This is a genomic window from Pantoea sp. Z09, assembly GCF_022394795.1.
In the GTDB taxonomy this organism is placed as follows: domain Bacteria; phylum Pseudomonadota; class Gammaproteobacteria; order Enterobacterales; family Enterobacteriaceae; genus Pantoea; species Pantoea latae.
This window is the reverse complement of sequence record NZ_CP092373.1, coordinates 3,312,862-3,329,180: the sequence shown is the minus strand read 5'-3', so window position 1 is coordinate 3,329,180 and position 16,319 is coordinate 3,312,862. Positions and strand designations below refer to the sequence as shown.

Genomic DNA, 16,319 nt, shown 5'->3' with positions numbered 1-16,319 from the left:
TTTTAGCCTACCAGAAAAGCGGCACGCTTGGGCTGACCACCACAAGGAGAGAGAGTATGTCGCACACCACCAATGAATTTGGCCAGCCGGTCGGCCAGCCGTTAACCGACTGGCAGCCGCGTCCGCTGCCGCAGCGCGAAACCCTGGCGGGCCGCTACTGTCGGCTGGAGCCGCTGAGCGTGGCGCAGCACGGCGATGACCTGCGCGCCGCCTATGCGCTGGCGCCGGATGGCCGCGACTGGACCTATCTGTTCGCCGGTCCCTTTGCCGATGAAGCGGAGTGGCTCAGCTATGCGCAGAAAATGGAAAGCAGCCAGGATCCGCTGCACTTCGCGGTAATCGATGTTGAGAGTGGACGCGCCGCAGGCACGCTGGCGCTGATGCGCATCGCGCCCGAGCACGGCGTGATAGAAGTGGGGCACGTCGCCTTTTCGCCGCTGCTGAAGCGCACGCGGCAGGCGACCGAGGCGCATTTTCTGCTGATGCGCTACGCCTTTGAACAGCTTGGCTATCGCCGCTACGAGTGGAAGTGCGACAGCCTGAACGCGCCCTCGCGCCGCGCCGCCGCCCGGCTCGGCTTTCAGTATGAGGGCGAATTCCGGCAGGCGATCGTCTACCGCGGCCGCACGCGCGATACGCACTGGTTCTCGATCATCGACAGCGAGTGGCCGCAGGTGAAGCAGAGCTTCACGCGCTGGCTGGCGGCGGAAAACTTCACCGCCGACGGCCAGCAGCGGCAGACGCTGGAGGCGCTGCGGCAGGGCTAGCTCTGCGGCACGATTTTGATATCCACCATGCCGATGCCGAGCCGACGCGGATCCTGGCCGGTAATATTGCCCAGATTGCTTTGCTGCGGCTCCGGCGGCGCGATGGTCAGGGTATGCTCGCCCGTGGTGTTGGTGAAGTGCAGGGTGGTGGTAGAGAGTTCCTCGCCCAGCGTCAGCGCCTGCTGCTGATCGCCGACGCGCACCGGAATCGGGCGGTGCGCGTTAGGCCCAAAGGCGCGCGCGGTGATCACCACGTCAAAGCGCGCCGGCAGCGGATCGGTATACTCAATGCTGACTTCTGGCGCCAGGTTGGCGTTGGACCAGCGGCCCCAGTTCTCCCAGCGCGAGATGCCGCTGAAGCGCTTCACGCTGCTCGGCGCGCCCGGCACCGCGAAGAGAAAGCGGTCGGCGTCGTAGCGGATGTCGTTATCCTCGACGCGCAGCAGCGTCTCATTGCGCTGGTAGGCCGCCGCGCTCTGCGCTGCCTGCGGGAAGCGCGCCTGGCCTTTCCACTGCGCCTTATCGACGCGCGTCACGCTCGGCTGGCCGCCCAGCTGCCCCATCGCCACGCAGAAGTCGGTAGAGAGCGCTAGCTCAGGCTGCCACAGCCGCGCCATACGGAAGCAGCGATCGACCCAGACGAACTTTTCGCTGGCGGTGAAGTCCGCCAGCTGGTAGCGCAGCGGCGCGGCGTATTCCCCTTCCGGCAGCGGCTCGACATGGCTGTCGGCGACGCGGAACAGGATCGGCAGCCGGAAGGTGGCGCCCGAGAAGCTAAAGCTGTTTTTCGCCGTATCGATCACGAAATCGTCGAGCTTTTTCGGGAAGTTCCACAGCTGAATGATATCCGCCTTCCAGCGGCTGATATGGCTCTGAAAATCGCTAAACTGCCCCGCCAGCGTCGGGCCGGCCAGGCTGCTGCGCCCGAGGCCGATCGCTTTATCGCCGCCGAGAATATCGAGCACCGTCGCGCCGTTATCCAGCGTGCTGCGCGGCTGGTCGATCACCTCCGCCTGCGGCCGATCGCCGCGGATCACCATAAAAAGATCGCGACGCGGCTGCTTGATCAAATAGGGATGAGCGGTGTTGTTCATCGCCAGATGATCCGAGGTCACCACAATCACGGTGTTTTTAAACCAGGGCGAGGCTTTAATGCGGGCGATCAGCCGCGCCACATGCTCCTGCGAACAGGTGACCGCGCTGAACGACTGGTTGGGTTTGCCGTCGTAGCTGTAGCTTTTGCGCTGGCAGCTGCGCGAGATAAAGCCGTCGGGATGGTGCGTGTCCACCGTCAGGGTAAACAGCGCGAAGCGCTTCTGCTGGCGCGACAGCGCCTCATACTGCTCAAACACCGCGTCCATCACCGTGTCATCGTAGTAGCCCCAGTTGTTGCGGTAGGCGGGATCGGCGACGCGATCTTTTAGCTCCTGCGATCCCACCATATTGGCAGAGGCGAAGCCGTGCGATTTGAGGAAAACGTCTTTGCCAGCGAAGCGCAGATCCGCGCCCTGAATAAACCAGTTCTCATAGCCGGAATTTTTCAGAATATCGCCGAGGCAGACGTTCTGCGGATAGAAGCTGGAGAGCGAGGCGGAGGCGTTGCCGTCGAAAGGGGCGAACAGCGGAATGCCGCACTGCGACGCCACCATGCCCGCGATGGTGTAGTCGGTGCCGGGCAGCTGCAGGGTGTCACTGAAATCCAGGCTCTGCGCCTTTTCCCGGCCCAGCTCCGGCGTCAGGCTGGGGAAAACCTGGTCGTCAAAATAGGTGCGCTCAAGGCTTTCGCCATAGATATAGACCAGGTTGAGATGAGGATTGTTAATGACCTTTTGCGGCACTCTGTAGTAGTTGTCGAAGTCGGAATCGGCCAGCCGGGTATGCGACGCCACCAGGCTGGCAACCTGACGAAACGCCGGCGTGGTCTGCACCGATCCGGCGGCACAGGCCACCGCCAGCAGGCTCCAGCCGAGATGGTGCGGCCGATCGTGGCGGCGCAGCAGCCAGCTGAGCAGGCAGATCAGCAAAAAGAGCAGCAGCAGCAGCCCGAGGCCGGGCACCACATATTTACTGACGCCCGCGCCGGTCAGGCTGTTGGTCAGGGTGTAGAGCACCGCGTCGTTGATGCCGTCGCCGGTGAAGTAGTTGCTGGCGTAGAGCGTGGCGTTAAGCAGCACAAACAGCACCAGCAGCAGCAGCACGAAAGCGAACCAGAGCTTATTGCGTCCGGCTTTCCACGAGTAAACGGCAATGGCGGCCAGAAACAGCGCCACCGAGACAAATTCGGACAACGTCAAATCCTCTCTTGAAGTGAGTGAGCGCATCCTGCGCAGCCCGCATGGAGTAAGGGTGATTGGCGTCAATCTATAATGGCTGTCATAGCGCTGCAACATATGCAGCCCGAATTGTGCAGTGGGTAATCTTTCAGGAAAAAAAGAGGCACGACAGCCGGCTGGCTGTCGTGGTAAGGCGGGAAAAAGCGCGCGAAATCAAAGCCGGCCGGTAAGGTATTGCGCTTCGCCGTCGGCAAAGCTCCAGTCCCCTTTGTCGTTGGTGATAAAGCTGATCATCAGATCCTGGCCCTGCACGCCGCTGCTTTCGCGCAGTTCGCGCGCCAGCTCCGCCATAAAGCGCTGCTTCTGCTCGGCGCTGCGCGGGCTGGTGTAGACGCGCACCATCACCAGGTTGTCGCTGCGGGTGAAGCCGAGGCCAGTGTCCTGAAACACCATTTGATACGCCTTGTTTTCGTGAACAATCTGATAGCGGTCACGTGGCGGCACCTGAAAGGCGGTAAGCACCGCACGGTGCGCGGCATCCAGCAGCGTGCGCAGTTCAGACTCAGAACGGCCCTGAATAACATCAAATTGCAGTAGCGGCATGATTCTTTCTCCTCTGGACGGGGTAATTTACGTATGCTGATGCCTCTATCCTGGCGCGTAGGCAGAGAAAGAAAAAGCGCGCCTGCTGAAATGATTATTCACTATAGCGAACAATAAACCATGAAAGCAGTGAAAACGGATGCGCTCTGGAACCATCTGCACTGGCTGCTGGTGCTGGCGGAGCAGGGCAGTTTTACCCGCGCGGCAGAGCGGCTTGAGGTCAGCAAGGCGGCGATGAGCCAGAAGATCAAAGAGCTGGAGAGCGCGGCGGGCGTGGCGCTGGTGCAGCGCACCACGCGCAGCGTGCGGCTGACGTCGGCGGGCGAGAAGCTGGTGGAGGAGTTGCGCGACCCCTTTGCGCGCATCGAGCAGAGCTTTTTCGGCGTGCGCGACACCGCCGGGCCAGTGCGCGGCCTGGTCAGGGTGACCGCGCCGGTGGCGTTCGCGCGCCAGCAGCTGGTGCCCATCGTCGGGGATTTTCTGCGCGCCTGGCCGCAGATTCGGCTGCAGCTCGAGGTGACGGATCGCATCGTCTCGCTCGGCAGCGAAGGGTTTGACCTGGCGATCCGCCACAGCAGCGCGCTGCCGGAGACCCACGTCGCGCTGCCGCTGTGCGACACGCGCACGCTGCTGGTCGCCTCGCCGGAGTATCTTGCGAGGCACGGCGCGCCGCAGTCGCCCGCCGATCTGGCGCAGCACAACTGCCTTTACTATCCGCGCGGCGTGGAAACTCCACGCTGGCGCTTCGCCGAGGCGGCGCAGGGCGAGCGGGTAGAGGTGCGGATTCAGGGCAGCTTCGCCACCAACAACAGCGAATCGATACGCGACGCGGCGCTACAGGGACTGGGCATCGCCATGCTGCCGGACTTCAGCGCGCGCGACGCGCTCGCCTGCGGCGCGCTGCGTCAGGTGCTGCCGGAGTGGCGCGCCGTTGACGCCTTCGCGGAGAGGCTGTGGATCGTCCGGCCCTACGCGGCGCAGGTGCCGCGCGCGGTGACGACCCTGACACACTGGCTACGCGCGCGCTTTGTCGGCGCCTGAGGGCAGCGCCAGCGCCGGACGCGACGGTGCCAGCATCATTTCGCCCAGCAGGCTGGCGCGGTTATAGAGGCCGATGCGCAGGTTAAAGTCGAGGTGCAGCCGTTCGTCGCCGCCGAGCCGGATCACCGGCGGCGGGGTTTGCGGCCGCTGATGAAACAGCACCGAGCGGGCGAACGCGTCGCTGTTGCCCGCGTGCAGCTGCTGATAAAACCAGGCGTTGGCTTCCGCCTTGCGCAAATGGAGATTGACGCGGCGATACTCTTTGACCGCCACCTGCTGCGCCAGCGACAGCAGCGCCTGCGCCGGGTGATGAATTTTCTGCACGATAAGCGGATAGTCGTCGCGCTTCTTTAGCTCGTGAATATAGTTCTGCGCGCCGAGATTTTTAATTGGCGCCAGCTGTTTTAGCCACTCGCGAATAAAGGCGTTGCCCGGCGCGGCGGCGATAAACCAGCTTTCGATCACCGGCGAGAGGAAATTAAGCGTGCTGCTCTCGCGGTAGTAGCCAATAACGTCCATCGGCTTATCCTGCTGAACCTGATGCACCCAGTCGAGCTTCTCGAATAACAGCGTGCCGCAGTCGATACCGATGCCGCCGAAGCGGTGCAGCAGCTCCAGCCGAATAATGTCGCTTTTCTGCGCCGAGGTCAGGTCGGCAGAAATAAACTGCAGCTCCGGCAGCCACTGCGCCAGCGTGCTCGGCGTCACCAGATGCAGCGAATGATCGGGGTTGTCCTGGCGCAGCTGGTTGATATTGAGGCGCAGAGAGGGCGGCAGCGGGTCGTCGAGCCAGACCATCCAGATGGTTTTCGGGATCGCCGCAGGCGCCTTCTCGGTGGACAGGATCACCAGGTTCTCCTCCTGGCTGGCGTCATATTCCGGCGCGGTCAGCGCGCTGTGCTTTTTCTTCTGCCACAGCATTTGGCTGCTGAAGGAGACGCGTTTCCAGTTGCGCCAGAGGGTATGGGCAGGGTGTTGACGGTGTTGATTCATGATGCACCTGTTATTGTGATTATTGCCGCGGAGTGTGTCCCTGGTGAGGCGCAGCGCAGAAAGCGCGATGGTTTCCTCACGACTCTGTATAAATTCTCTTCACCGATTTAATAAAGCATTATTTATAGGCGCGCTACGACTTTTGCTGAATTTCAGATGATCCGGAAAGCGGCAGGCCGCTTTGTCAGTTATCGCGCTGCCGCTCGCCTTATATTTACCGCGCGTTGATAAGGGTGGAAATAAATAAAGCCGCTAAGGAAAGTCCGAACTCTTTTATATTCGCCTCCGCTGCGGCGCCGGCTGGCAAATTATCTCTGCGCGCATTGCCTTTATTTGCGCTGTTTAGCCGCGCTGATGTGTTGCGGCGGCGTGGTGGCCTGACAGCGGTTGTCTACGCTTAAGGGAGGCTTACTGAGAAAAGGAGGCGCCATGTCACAACCAACCCACGGGCTGCTGGCGGTCGATAAGCAGGGCAACCGCGTGCTGTTTCTCAATCCCGAGACTTTCGCCGTCGAACGCGAGCTTAACGCGCTGCCGCCGCGCCCGCACGAGCTGCTGATGCTGCCGGCCTGGGGCAAGGCCTATGTGCCCATCTACGGCGACGGCATTCACGGCGACAATCCCCATCCCGGCCATAAAATAGCGATTATCGATCTGGTGAAGCGCGAAATTAGCGGCTTTATCGATCTCTCGCCGCTGCGCGCGCCGCACAGCGGTCAGCTGGGGCGCGACGGCAAGGTCTATCTCTGCTGCGAAAACAGCGCGGCGGTGGCGGTGATCGATCCGGCGAGCGATCGCGTGGAGAAAACCATTCCCATTCCGTCCCATAATGCGCACCGCCTGACGCTGTCGCCCAGCGGACGCAAGCTGTTTACCGACAATGAAGAGGACGCCAGCATTACCGTGGTGGATCTGTGCGAGGCGGAAGGGCGCGTGATCGACACTATTCTGCTGCCTGGCCCGATCGCCGGCATTGCGGCGTCGCCGAAGCATCCCTATCTGGTGGCCAGCGCGGCGGATGCGCCGCACCTCTATGTGATTGACCGTCAGAGCCATCGCGTGCGCCAGCGGCTGGCGCTGCCGGGCCATAAAGCGTCGTGTCAGGTGGTGCGCTTTAGCGCGGACGGCGAGCGGCTGGTGGCGATAGGCGACGGCGAGCCGGTGATCACCCTGTTCGACGATCTGCTTAATCCGCTGGGGGATATTGCGGTGGGCAATCAGCCGATGGACGGCTGCTTCAGCCCCGATAACCGGCAGCTGCTGATCGCCAACGAGGGCGACGGCACGCTGAGCGTGATCGATCTGGCGCAGGGCAAAGCGATCGCCACGCCGCGCGTCGGCACCGGCTGCGAGGTGCTGAGCTATTTCGCGCTCGCTAGATAAAAGGGCGGTGATAGATTGCTGAACTCCAGTGGCGGCTGCTGGCATGTTTTTCCGCCTGCCAGCCGCGCTTGCGCAGTTCGCGCGCGATCATTTTATTCATCAGGCCGTGGCCGAGCAGCAGCACGGTGCCGCGCTCCGACAGCGCGATCAGCCGGTCGGCGGCGCGCGCAGCGCGCTGACGCGCCCGCACCAGCGACTCGCTTTCGCCGGCATAACCGCACAGCCACATCAGGCGCAGCAGCATCAGCCAGAGCAGCGGCGGCAGCGCGAGGCGTTCCGAGGCGATAAGCGGCACCGACACTTCGCTAAACAGCGCGTCGACCTCAGTGGGCTGCAGTCCGAGGCGCGTCAGCGAGGAGTGCGCGCGCGGCAGCGGGCTGCAGACAATCACCGACGCCTGCTGGGCGATAGCGCGGCTGCGGTCGGGCGGCATATCGCACACCAGCGCCATATCGTACGCCTCGCACCATTCCGCCAGTCCCTGGGCGCTGAGTCGGCCGCGCGCGTGATGGTCGGGCTTGCCGTGTCGCATCAAGATAATCGTCATTCGCTCTCCTGTTTCGCTCTCTGCTGAGCTTAACGCAAAGCGGCGCCTGGATAAAATTCGCCGTTATCTGCTGTTAAAAGCATCGTTGTCATCTGCTGGTCATGATTTCAGGCGATAACACTGGGCGCAGGCCGCAGAGCGGTTGCTGAAGGGTATTATTAAGGGAAAGTGTTAGGTGTCAAATGACACTGATTACCTTATGCGCGCCTGTTTGTGGTTAAGTGTATGTATTTAAATAATTATTTTTTAAATCATTTTCTGGTGCTGTCGGGTTTGCGATCGATAAGGCTAAATTTACTTGATTTATCTACGCGCGTAGATAAACTGGCGCCTAGTGATTACTCGCGGTGGATGATGCGAGAACGGCCCAGAAGGTTTAGTCCTTCGCCTGCTTGACGCGACCGGTGATCAACACCGGCAGAGAGCGGCGAAGATAGAGATCCTGACACCAGGGAATCCTTTACTGACCGCAGCATGGGTTAGCCAACCGGTACCTCGCCACCCGGGGAGTTCTGATGACTATCAGGGAATCGTCCCACGGAAGGGCGTTTACGATCGCTAAAACAGGGAAATAGTATGACGGCACACCACTCCGTTAAGGGCGCTTCTACGCGCCTGCACTCCGCCGCCGATGAGCGGCTGGCCACCTCTTCCGGGCGCAAAGATTTCTGGCGCGCCACCTTATCCTGCTGGCTGGGCACGGCAATGGAGTACGCGGACTTCGCGCTCTACGGCCTGGCCGCTGGCATCATCTTCGGCGACGTTTTCTTTCCGCAGGCCACGCCCGCGATGGCGCTGCTCTCCAGCTTCGCTACCTGGTCGGTCGGCTTTATCGCCCGTCCCATCGGCGCGGTGCTGTTCGGCTGGATCGGCGACCGCAAAGGCCGAAAGGTGGTGATGGTGATCACCATTATTCTGATGGGCGCCTCGACCACCCTTATCGGCTTTATCCCCAGCTACGCCACTATCGGCGTCTGGGCACCCGCCTGTCTGGTGCTGCTGCGCTTTACCCAGGGGCTGGGCGCGGGCGCGGAACTCTCTGGCGGCACGGTGATGCTCGGCGAGTATGCGCCGGTCGAACGGCGCGGGCTGGTCTCCTCGGTAATCGCCTTAGGCTCCAACAGCGGCACGCTGCTCGCCGCGCTGGTCTGGCTGGCGGTGGTGCAGATGGATCAGCAGAGCCTGCTCGCCTGGGGCTGGCGTATTCCCTTTCTCAGCAGCGTGCTGATTGCGCTGGCGGCGCTGTGGATCCGTCGCCACCTGCGCGAAACCCCGGTGTTCGAACGCAGAAAGCAGGAGCTGGAGGCGGAGCGCGCCGCTGCGCGCCACGCGCCGGCCGTGACCGACACGCGCGGATTCTGGAGGCGCACCCGCGCCTTCTGGACGCTGGTGGGGCAGCGCATCGGCGAAAACGGCCCCTCCTATCTGGCGCAGGGTTTTATGGTCGGCTACGTGGCGAAGGTGCTGATGGTGGATAAATCGGTGCCGACCACGGCGGTGTTTATCGCCTCGGTGCTCGGCTTTGCGGTGATCCCGCTGGCGGGCTGGCTGTCGGACCGCTTTGGTCGCCGCATCACCTATCGTGGATTTTGCCTGCTGCTGATGTTCTACGCCTGGCCCGCCTTTTCACTGCTCGACAGCCGCGAGCCGATGATTGTGATCCCGGTGATTGTGGTCGGCATGGCGCTGGCCTCGCTCGGCATCTACGGCGTGCAGGCCGCCTGGGGCGTCGAGATGTTCGGCGTCAGGCATCGTTATACCAAGATGGCAGTGGCGAAAGAGCTGGGTTCGATTCTGTCGGGCGGTACCGCGCCGCTGCTGGCGGCGGCGATGCTCTCCTGGAGCGGACACTGGTGGCCGATTGCGGTCTACTTCTCCGCCATGGCGGCCATCGGCTTTCTCACCACCTTTGTCGCGCCCGAAACGCGAGGGCGCGACCTAAACCTGCCGGAAGACGCCATCTAGTGCGGCGTCGCTTATCAGGCACTTATGAGCAGGCCGTGATGATTCACGGCCTGCTCTGTTTACATCGGGAGCGAACAGCTTGAAACAGCCGTCAGGCAAAGTGACGCGTAGCGACGTGGCGAAAATGGCCGGCACCTCGGTTGCCGTGGTGAGCTACGTTATCAACAACGGTCCGCGCCCGGTCGCCGAGGCGACGCGGCAGCGCGTGCTGGACGCCATCCGGCTGAGCGGCTATCGCCCCAACGGCGTGGCGCGCGCGCTGGCCATGGGCAGCACCAAAACCTATGGCCTGATCGTCCCCAATATCGGCAATCCCTTTGTCGCCTCGATGGCGCACGTCCTGCTGCAGGAGTCGCTTAATCACGGTCACGTGATGCTGCTCGGCGACGCGGGCGACGACAGACGGCGCGAGCTGGAGCTGATCCACGGGCTGCTTAATCGTCAGGTCGACGGCCTGTTTTACAACAGCGTCGATCGCCATCCCTATATCGACGTGATTCAGGCCAGCAACACCCCGTTTGTGATGCTGGACCGCGTCGAGCCGCAGCCCGGCGTCAGCATGCTGCGCGTCGACGAGCGCCAGGCGGCGTTTCAGGTGACGGCGCATCTGCTCGAGCACGGCTATCGGCAGGTCGGCATCATCAGCGGCCCGCTGGAGATGCTCAACGCGCAGGATCGTATTCAGGGCTGGCGCGACGCCCTGACGGCGCACAAGGTACCGGTCGATGAGGCGCTGATCTTCCCGGCCAGCTATTCGCGGCAGGGTGGTTACGAGGCGGCGCAGCGGATGCTGGCCGGCGCGGGCGCGCCGCGCGCGCTGTTTGCCAGCAACGAAGGGCAGGCGCTCGGCGCCATCCGCGCCTTCGCCGAGCAGGGTATCCGCGTGCCGCAGGATGTGGCGCTGGTCTGCTTCAACGGCACCGATCAGTCCGCCTTTCACGTGCCGACCTTAACCACCGTGCGCCAGCCGCTGCAGGATATGGCGCGCTGCGCCATCGCCATGCTGCAAAACTGGGACGGCGAGGCGAAGCTGCATGAATTTCCCCACTACCTTGAAATTGGCGAATCCTGCGGCTGCCTGCCGCAGGCCAAACAGAACGCGACGACGATATGAAAAGAGTGATTATTGACTGCGATCCGGGCAACGGTATCGCCGGGGCCAACACCGACGACGGGCTGGCGATTGCGCTGGCGCTCGCCTCGCCGGCGCTGTCGGTGGAGCTGATCACCACGGTAGCGGGCAACACGCCGAGCGACGTCGGCGCACAGGTGGCGAAAGATCTGCTGGTGCGCCTTGGCTCGGCGATCCCGGTGGTGCAGGGCGCGACCCAGGCGCTGAAAGAAGATCACGCGCCCTGGCGCGCGGCGCTCGATCGGCGCGTGCAGCAGCTCGATATGCTCGACCTCTGGCAGGGCGTGCGCGCGCCTGCGCCGATAGCGGTGGATGGCGATGATGCGGCTGACGCCATCGGTCGGCTGGTGTGCGACCATCCCGGCGAAATCACGCTGGTGGCTATCGGCCCGCTGACCAATGTGGCGCTCGCGCTGCAGCGCTATCCGGCGATGGCGGAAGCGGTGGCAGAGATTGTGATTATGGGCGGGGTGTTCGCGCTCGACGACTATATCAAAGACACCAATTTTGGCCTCGATCCCGAGGCGGCGCATCAGGTGCTGCACAGCGGCGCGGCGATAACGCTGGTGCCGATGGACGTCACCACCCAGACGCTGCTCACCCATCAGGATCTGTCGCGCCTGACCGCTCGCGATCATCCGCTCTGCCATTTTGTGCGCGACACGCTGCGCCCGTGGATCGACTACTCTATCCGCACGCGCCACCTGTCGGGCAGCTGGATCCATGACGTGCTGGTGGTCGCCTGGCTGCTCAATCAGCGCGTGGCGAGCGGCACCGACTACCGGGTGGATATCGAACTGCGTCCCGGCCCGACGCGCGGCAAGAGCTGGCGCTATCGCACCCCGCTGCGCGTCGACGTCGGCATCCCCGCCGACTGCGGTGCGCTGGTGCACGTGCTGCACCACGTCGACAACGGCCTGCTGCTGGAGATCATCGAACAGGCGCTGACGTCGCTCAGGCGTTGATAAGCCCGCGACACGCGCCGATACCCTTAGTTACATCCTGACGTCAGGGATGCCAGCATTTGAACGCGTCTGCCTTCAGCAAGATGCTATAAACAAAACGTTAACAATCTTGTAACCGTTTCGGCGGTTACGCCCTTTTTTTTCGGACCTTTATCCGAATGGCACAGACAGGATACGTTTATGTTTAACTGGACCCCGACCCAGCGGAATGTGGCGTTTGCCAGCTTCGCCAGCTGGGCGCTGGACGCGTTCGACTTTTTTATACTGGTGTTTGTTCTCAGCGATCTCGCGCGCTACTTTCATACCTCCGTGACCGATGTGTCGGTCGCCATTATGCTGACGCTGGCGGTGCGCCCGATTGGCGCGCTGCTGTTTGGCCGCCTGGCGGAAAAGTATGGCCGTCGGCCGATACTGATGCTCAATATCGTGCTGTTCTCGCTGTTCGAACTGCTCTCCGCCTGGTCACCGACCTTCGGCGCGTTTCTCGCCTTTCGCGTTATCTACGGCGTGGCGATGGGCGGCATCTGGGGCGTCGCCTCGTCGCTGGCGATGGAGACCATTCCCGATCGCTCGCGCGGCCTGATGTCCGGCATCTTTCAGGCGGGCTATCCCTGCGGCTACCTGCTGGCGTCGGTGGTGTTTGGGCTGTTTTTCGACGCGGTGGGCTGGCGCGGCATGTTCCTGATTGGCGCGTTGCCAATCCTGCTGCTGCCGTTTATCTACTTTAAGGTGCCGGAGTCGCCGGTGTGGCTGGCGGCGCGCGAGCGTCAGGAGAGCAGCGCGCTGCTGCCGACGATTCGCCAGCACTGGAAGCTCTGCCTCTATCTGGTGCTGCTGATGGCCTGCTTTAACTTCTTCAGCCACGGCACCCAGGATCTCTATCCCACCTTCCTGAAGGTGCAGCACCAGTTCGATGCGCACACCGTCAGTTTGATCGCCATCAGCTACAACATTGCGGCGATGCTGGGCGGCGTCTTCTTTGGCGCGCTGTCGGAGCGGATCGGGCGTAAAAAGGCGATTATCCTCGCGTCGCTGCTGGCGCTGCCGGTGCTGCCGCTCTGGGCCTTCTCCAGCGGCTCCTGGGCGATTGGGCTGGGCGCGTTCTTGATGCAGTTCATGGTGCAGGGCGCATGGGGCGTGGTGCCGACCTGGCTCACCGAGCTGGTGCCCGCCAACGCGCGCGCGGTGCTGCCCGGCTTCGTCTATCAGCTGGGCAACCTGATCGCCTCGGTGAACGCCACGCTGCAGTCGCGCATCGCCGAGGCGCATGGCGGCAACTATGGGCTGGGGATGGCCATCGTCGCCGGCACAGTGGCGCTGCTGATTTCGCTGTTCGTCGCCTTTGGCCGCGAAACGCGCGGCATTGAGATTTCAGGCGCGGTGTCGAAGCCGACGCGTTAAACCGCCTCGCACACGTCTACCCACTGCGCCTGCGTCAGTTCGGCCATGCGCTGCGGGGAGATACGCACGGCGCTATGGATGGCGCCGGCTGCGGGCAGCACCTCGTCGAAGTGGCGCAGCGATTCGTCGCAGTAGATCCTGAGCGGATTCTCCAGCCCGAACGGGCAGACGCCGCCGACCGGATGCCCGGTCCAGTTCACCACCTCGTCCACGCTCAGCATGCGCGCCTTCGCGCCCAGCGCCGCTTTTAGCTTGCGGTTGTCGAGCCGCGCATCGCCGCGCGTCACGATCAGCACCACTTCGTCTTTCACTTTCAGCGACAGGGTTTTGGCGATCTGTCCCGGCGCGACGCCGTGAACGCGCGCCGCCAGCTCAACGGTGGCGGTGCTTTGCGACATCTCGATAATCTCGATATCAGGTGCGTGTTCGGCGAAAAACTGCCGTACCGACTCCAGGCTCATCTCTTTCTCCATGCAGGTCGAAGGCGTAAAAACTGCCACAAGGCGGAAAAAGTGTAAACGAGAGAAAGGCGGGAATCGCGTCGGGCGGCGCTTTTATACGCTGAGGGTGCAGTTGCCGCAGCGTTCCACGTCGGGAATGCGGTAGCGCTGGCAGCAGCTGCGCCGCACCATCTCGCCGTCGCGCGGCAGCATGGTGCGATAGAGTGGGTTATCGCTGCCGTCCAGCAGGCGGCTGGTGAAAAACAGCGCCTGCTCCAGCTGCAACAGGGTGTCGTCGTCCAGCAGGGTTTTCAGCTCGCCGAGGAACCAGTGAAAAGAGAAGCCCATATTATTCCAGATCAGCCTGGCGTTGATGCCGCCATGCTGCGCGATGGCGTTGACCACTGGGATCAGATGCTGCTGGATCAGGCGGTCGATACGCTGCGGCGCGTTGAGATAGCGCGCCTCTTCATCTTCGTGCGCATCGATCCAGAAGGCGCAGGGGTAGCCCTTCTCATGAAACTGCACGCGAATATGCTGCGGCGAGCAGTCGAGCGGGCGCGATTCCGCCAGCAGCGCCAGCATCAGCGGCGGCAGCAGCAGGCCAAAATACCACTGCGCCCAGAGCGACTGCACCGGCTTTGCTTCCTGCACCGCGTCGGGATGCTGACGATAGAGGTAGTCGCTGTAGCGCTGCGCCAGCGCGGGGAACTGTTCCGGGCGCGACCAGTCGGCCAGCGTCAGGGCGTCGGCGGGGGCGGTTTCATCAAGGTGGATGGTTTCCAGCATATAGCTGCGCTGCTCGCGCATCAGGTCGCGCAGCGCGCAGGCCAGCGTGCGATCGCGCTGCATAAAGATCGGCTGAGACTGCTGAAAGCGTTGCGGGTGCTGCCTGATGGTCGACATGCTGGTTCACGCGCCCTGGAAAAGGAGAAGAAAGAATGATAATCGTTCTTAGTTCTATTCACAAGTCGGCTGTTTTTAGCGCAGCGGGGTGTGGGGTTCAGCTGCTGGCCGCGCTCAGCGAAAGGGCGTGGCGCCGCCTTCGCTGAGCCAGAATTTAGTGCGCTTCGCTTTCCACTGGCAGGGTTTTCGGCAGATCCTCCCAGGCGAGAATGGTGTTGCGGCCCTGGTTTTTCGCCACGTACAGCGCGCGATCGGCGTTGGCGACCGCCTGATCGAATTCATCGTCGAAAATCGGCGCGATGCCGGCGCTGACGGTGACGTGGGTAGAGACCTTTTCGCTGAAGCGATGGGGGATCTCCAGATCGAGCACGTACTGGCGGATGCGCTCCGCCAGCTTCATGGCGATAGAGGCGTTGACGTTGGTCATCAGCACCAGAAACTCCTCGCCGCCGTAGCGCACCACCACATCGCGCGAGCGCACCGCGTCGCGGATCGCCACTGAGACGCGCGCCAGCGCCTGGTCGCCCATGGCGTGGCCGTAGTTGTCGTTGTAGGCCTTAAAGTGGTCGATATCCAGTAGCAGTACAAAGTGGCTGCCGGCGTGATTTTCCAGAATATTGTCCAGCCGGTTTTTCAGGCCGCGGCGGTTATAGAGGCCGGTCAGCGGGTCGAGCATGCTGAGATCGCTGAAGGTCTCTTTCTCTTCATAGAGCTGGCGCATCAGTCGGCGGGTAAAGTGGTCGACGCGGCGGCGCATCAGGTGCTGCAGGGAAAAGCCGATCAGCGGCAGAGAGATGGTCAGCAGCAGCATCGCCAGATGCTCGCCGCGATCCAGCAGCAGCACCGTCACCACCGGCGGCGTGATGTGCAGACAAAACGCCGTCAGATAATCACTCAGGGCGATAGCGCTGATAAAAAAGACGCTCAGCAGGCTAATAATCAAAAAGCTGCCGTCGAAATAGAAAACCTGATGGTAGCGATGGTCAATATGCCAGGCCCACAGTGCGCCGAGCAGCAGGGCCACAGGATTTAATAAAGGCAATTTCCGTTTGGGCCTGATTAAACTCGCAATTAAGGTGGTGCTGCTAAACAAGGCGATAATAATAACCGGCAACGACATTTCCGCTCCTGGGCTGCCGGTAAAAGGGATCAGGCAAAAAAACGATACGGCGACATTTAAAAACAGGAATAGCATCAGCGATAGCTGATATTTGCTGTGTTTCAATTCATCGTAAGATTGTAATTTCATTATTAATACTCGAAACGGCCCTGAAATATCAAAGCGCATTCCGGCGGAGTTAAATTATTCTGCCGGACAATGAGCAAATTTGCTGTGTTATAAAAGGTGTTATCGGCCGCAATCTAGCATTTTCCAACTGGTCTGTCATCTTCCGACCGGGAAGCGTAAAAAACTGGCTGCAGGATGAGATTTATTATCATATGATAATGGTAATGCTTATCATTTGAGGTCGACGCAATGTTAATGGCTATGTTCGCCGCCTGCGGCTTGTGGGGGTTCAGCTGGATGATGGGGAAAAAACTGGATAGCGCATGGGGCGTGCTGCTGCCCTGCGCGGCGCTGCCGTGCTTTGCCCTGTGGGAGCCGAGCTTTAGCCAGTGGCGTATCGTGATGATCGTGGCGCTGCTGCTGACGGTGGTGATGCTGTTTCATCGCCGGATGCGACACTATCTGCTGCTGCCGTCGTGCCTCGCATTAGCGGGCGGCTTAGCGGCCATCGCAGTGAATTTTCATGCAGCGTAACAAGGGAAGTAAAACAAGGGAGAGAAAGCAGGGAGGGACAACTCTGGTGCGAAGAGAGGGACTTGAACCCTCACGTCCGTTAAGACACTAACACCTGAAGCTAGCGCGTCTACCAATTCCGCCACCTTCGCATTTGAGTCA

General features: G+C 61.8%; 15 protein-coding genes and 1 tRNA gene. 8 read left to right on the top strand and 8 right to left on the bottom strand.

Going from position 1 to position 16,319, the window contains the following annotated elements:
* The first annotated feature begins 56 nt into the window (after positions 1 to 56).
* Positions 57 to 767 (top strand): GNAT family N-acetyltransferase, encoded by a 711-nt coding sequence (locus MC269_RS15895; RefSeq protein ID WP_239952988.1) that lies wholly within the window; start codon positions 57 to 59, stop codon positions 765 to 767.
* Here the strand turns inward: MC269_RS15895 and opgB are convergent.
* Complete coding sequence (gene opgB / locus MC269_RS15890) at positions 764 to 3,055, bottom strand: phosphatidylglycerol--membrane-oligosaccharide glycerophosphotransferase (RefSeq protein ID WP_239955136.1); 2,292 nt, start codon at positions 3,053 to 3,055, stop codon at positions 764 to 766. The genes MC269_RS15895 and opgB overlap by 4 nt on opposite strands.
* 198 nt (positions 3,056 to 3,253) lie before the next feature.
* A complete protein-coding gene (locus tag MC269_RS15885; RefSeq protein ID WP_081142284.1) occupies positions 3,254 to 3,643 on the bottom strand; it encodes a tautomerase family protein in 390 nt (129 codons plus the stop codon).
* 120 nt (positions 3,644 to 3,763) lie between these two features.
* On the opposite strand from MC269_RS15885, the gene MC269_RS15880 reads away from it, so the two are divergent.
* Positions 3,764 to 4,684 carry a LysR family transcriptional regulator gene (locus MC269_RS15880; RefSeq protein WP_239952987.1) on the top strand — a complete coding sequence of 307 codons (921 nt, stop codon included), beginning with the start codon at positions 3,764 to 3,766 and terminating at the stop codon, positions 4,682 to 4,684.
* Here MC269_RS15880 and MC269_RS15875 read toward each other — a convergent pair.
* Positions 4,658 to 5,677, bottom strand: coding sequence for a glycosyltransferase family 32 protein (locus MC269_RS15875; protein ID WP_239952986.1), 1,020 nt, complete (start codon positions 5,675 to 5,677; stop codon positions 4,658 to 4,660). The genes MC269_RS15880 and MC269_RS15875 overlap by 27 nt on opposite strands.
* Positions 5,678 to 6,106: 429 nt before the next feature.
* Here MC269_RS15875 and MC269_RS15870 point away from each other — a divergent pair, with 429 nt between their 5' ends.
* A complete protein-coding gene (locus MC269_RS15870; protein WP_239952985.1) occupies positions 6,107 to 7,060 on the top strand; it encodes a YncE family protein in 954 nt (317 codons plus the stop codon).
* Here MC269_RS15870 and MC269_RS15865 read toward each other — a convergent pair.
* Positions 7,053 to 7,607, bottom strand: a complete 555-nt coding sequence (locus MC269_RS15865; protein WP_239952984.1) for a histidine phosphatase family protein — start codon at positions 7,605 to 7,607, stop codon at positions 7,053 to 7,055. The genes MC269_RS15870 and MC269_RS15865 overlap by 8 nt on opposite strands.
* 576 nt (positions 7,608 to 8,183) lie before the next feature.
* Here MC269_RS15865 and MC269_RS15860 point away from each other — a divergent pair.
* The 4 genes from MC269_RS15860 (at position 8,184) to MC269_RS15845 (ending at position 13,070) form a co-directional block, all read left to right on the top strand.
* Entirely contained in the window at positions 8,184 to 9,572 is a 1,389-nt protein-coding gene (locus tag MC269_RS15860) for an MFS transporter (RefSeq protein ID WP_239952983.1), read from the top strand.
* A gap of 124 nt (positions 9,573 to 9,696) precedes the next feature.
* Positions 9,697 to 10,686: a LacI family DNA-binding transcriptional regulator gene (locus tag MC269_RS15855; protein WP_081142329.1), complete on the top strand. Its 990-nt coding sequence runs from the start codon at positions 9,697 to 9,699 to the stop codon at positions 10,684 to 10,686.
* The gene (locus MC269_RS15850; RefSeq protein ID WP_239952982.1) at positions 10,683 to 11,669 is read left to right on the top strand and encodes a nucleoside hydrolase; all 987 of its coding nucleotides are present in this window, start codon (positions 10,683 to 10,685) and stop codon (positions 11,667 to 11,669) included. Before MC269_RS15855 ends, MC269_RS15850 begins: the two co-directional genes overlap by 4 nt.
* Before the next feature lie 180 nt (positions 11,670 to 11,849).
* A complete protein-coding gene (locus MC269_RS15845; RefSeq protein ID WP_239952981.1) occupies positions 11,850 to 13,070 on the top strand; it encodes an MFS transporter in 1,221 nt (406 codons plus the stop codon).
* Here the strand turns inward: MC269_RS15845 and MC269_RS15840 are convergent.
* From MC269_RS15840 to MC269_RS15830, 3 genes are all read right to left on the bottom strand, one after another.
* Positions 13,067 to 13,531, bottom strand: a complete 465-nt coding sequence (locus MC269_RS15840; protein ID WP_239952980.1) for a YbaK/EbsC family protein — start codon at positions 13,529 to 13,531, stop codon at positions 13,067 to 13,069. The genes MC269_RS15845 and MC269_RS15840 overlap by 4 nt on opposite strands.
* A 93-nt stretch (positions 13,532 to 13,624) precedes the next feature.
* The gene (gene fhuF, locus MC269_RS15835) at positions 13,625 to 14,416 is read right to left on the bottom strand and encodes a siderophore-iron reductase FhuF (RefSeq protein WP_239952979.1); all 792 of its coding nucleotides are present in this window, start codon (positions 14,414 to 14,416) and stop codon (positions 13,625 to 13,627) included.
* A gap of 154 nt (positions 14,417 to 14,570) precedes the next feature.
* A complete protein-coding gene (locus tag MC269_RS15830) occupies positions 14,571 to 15,665 on the bottom strand; it encodes a diguanylate cyclase (RefSeq protein ID WP_239952978.1) in 1,095 nt (364 codons plus the stop codon).
* 228 nt (positions 15,666 to 15,893) lie between these two features.
* Here MC269_RS15830 and MC269_RS15825 point away from each other — a divergent pair, with 228 nt between their 5' ends.
* Positions 15,894 to 16,178 (top strand): DUF1435 domain-containing protein, encoded by a 285-nt coding sequence (locus tag MC269_RS15825; RefSeq protein ID WP_081142306.1) that lies wholly within the window; start codon positions 15,894 to 15,896, stop codon positions 16,176 to 16,178.
* A 44-nt stretch (positions 16,179 to 16,222) separates the two neighbouring features.
* On the opposite strand, the gene MC269_RS15820 is transcribed toward MC269_RS15825, so the two are convergent.
* A tRNA-Leu gene (locus tag MC269_RS15820) sits at positions 16,223 to 16,309 on the bottom strand.
* Positions 16,310 to 16,319 lie beyond the last annotated feature (10 nt).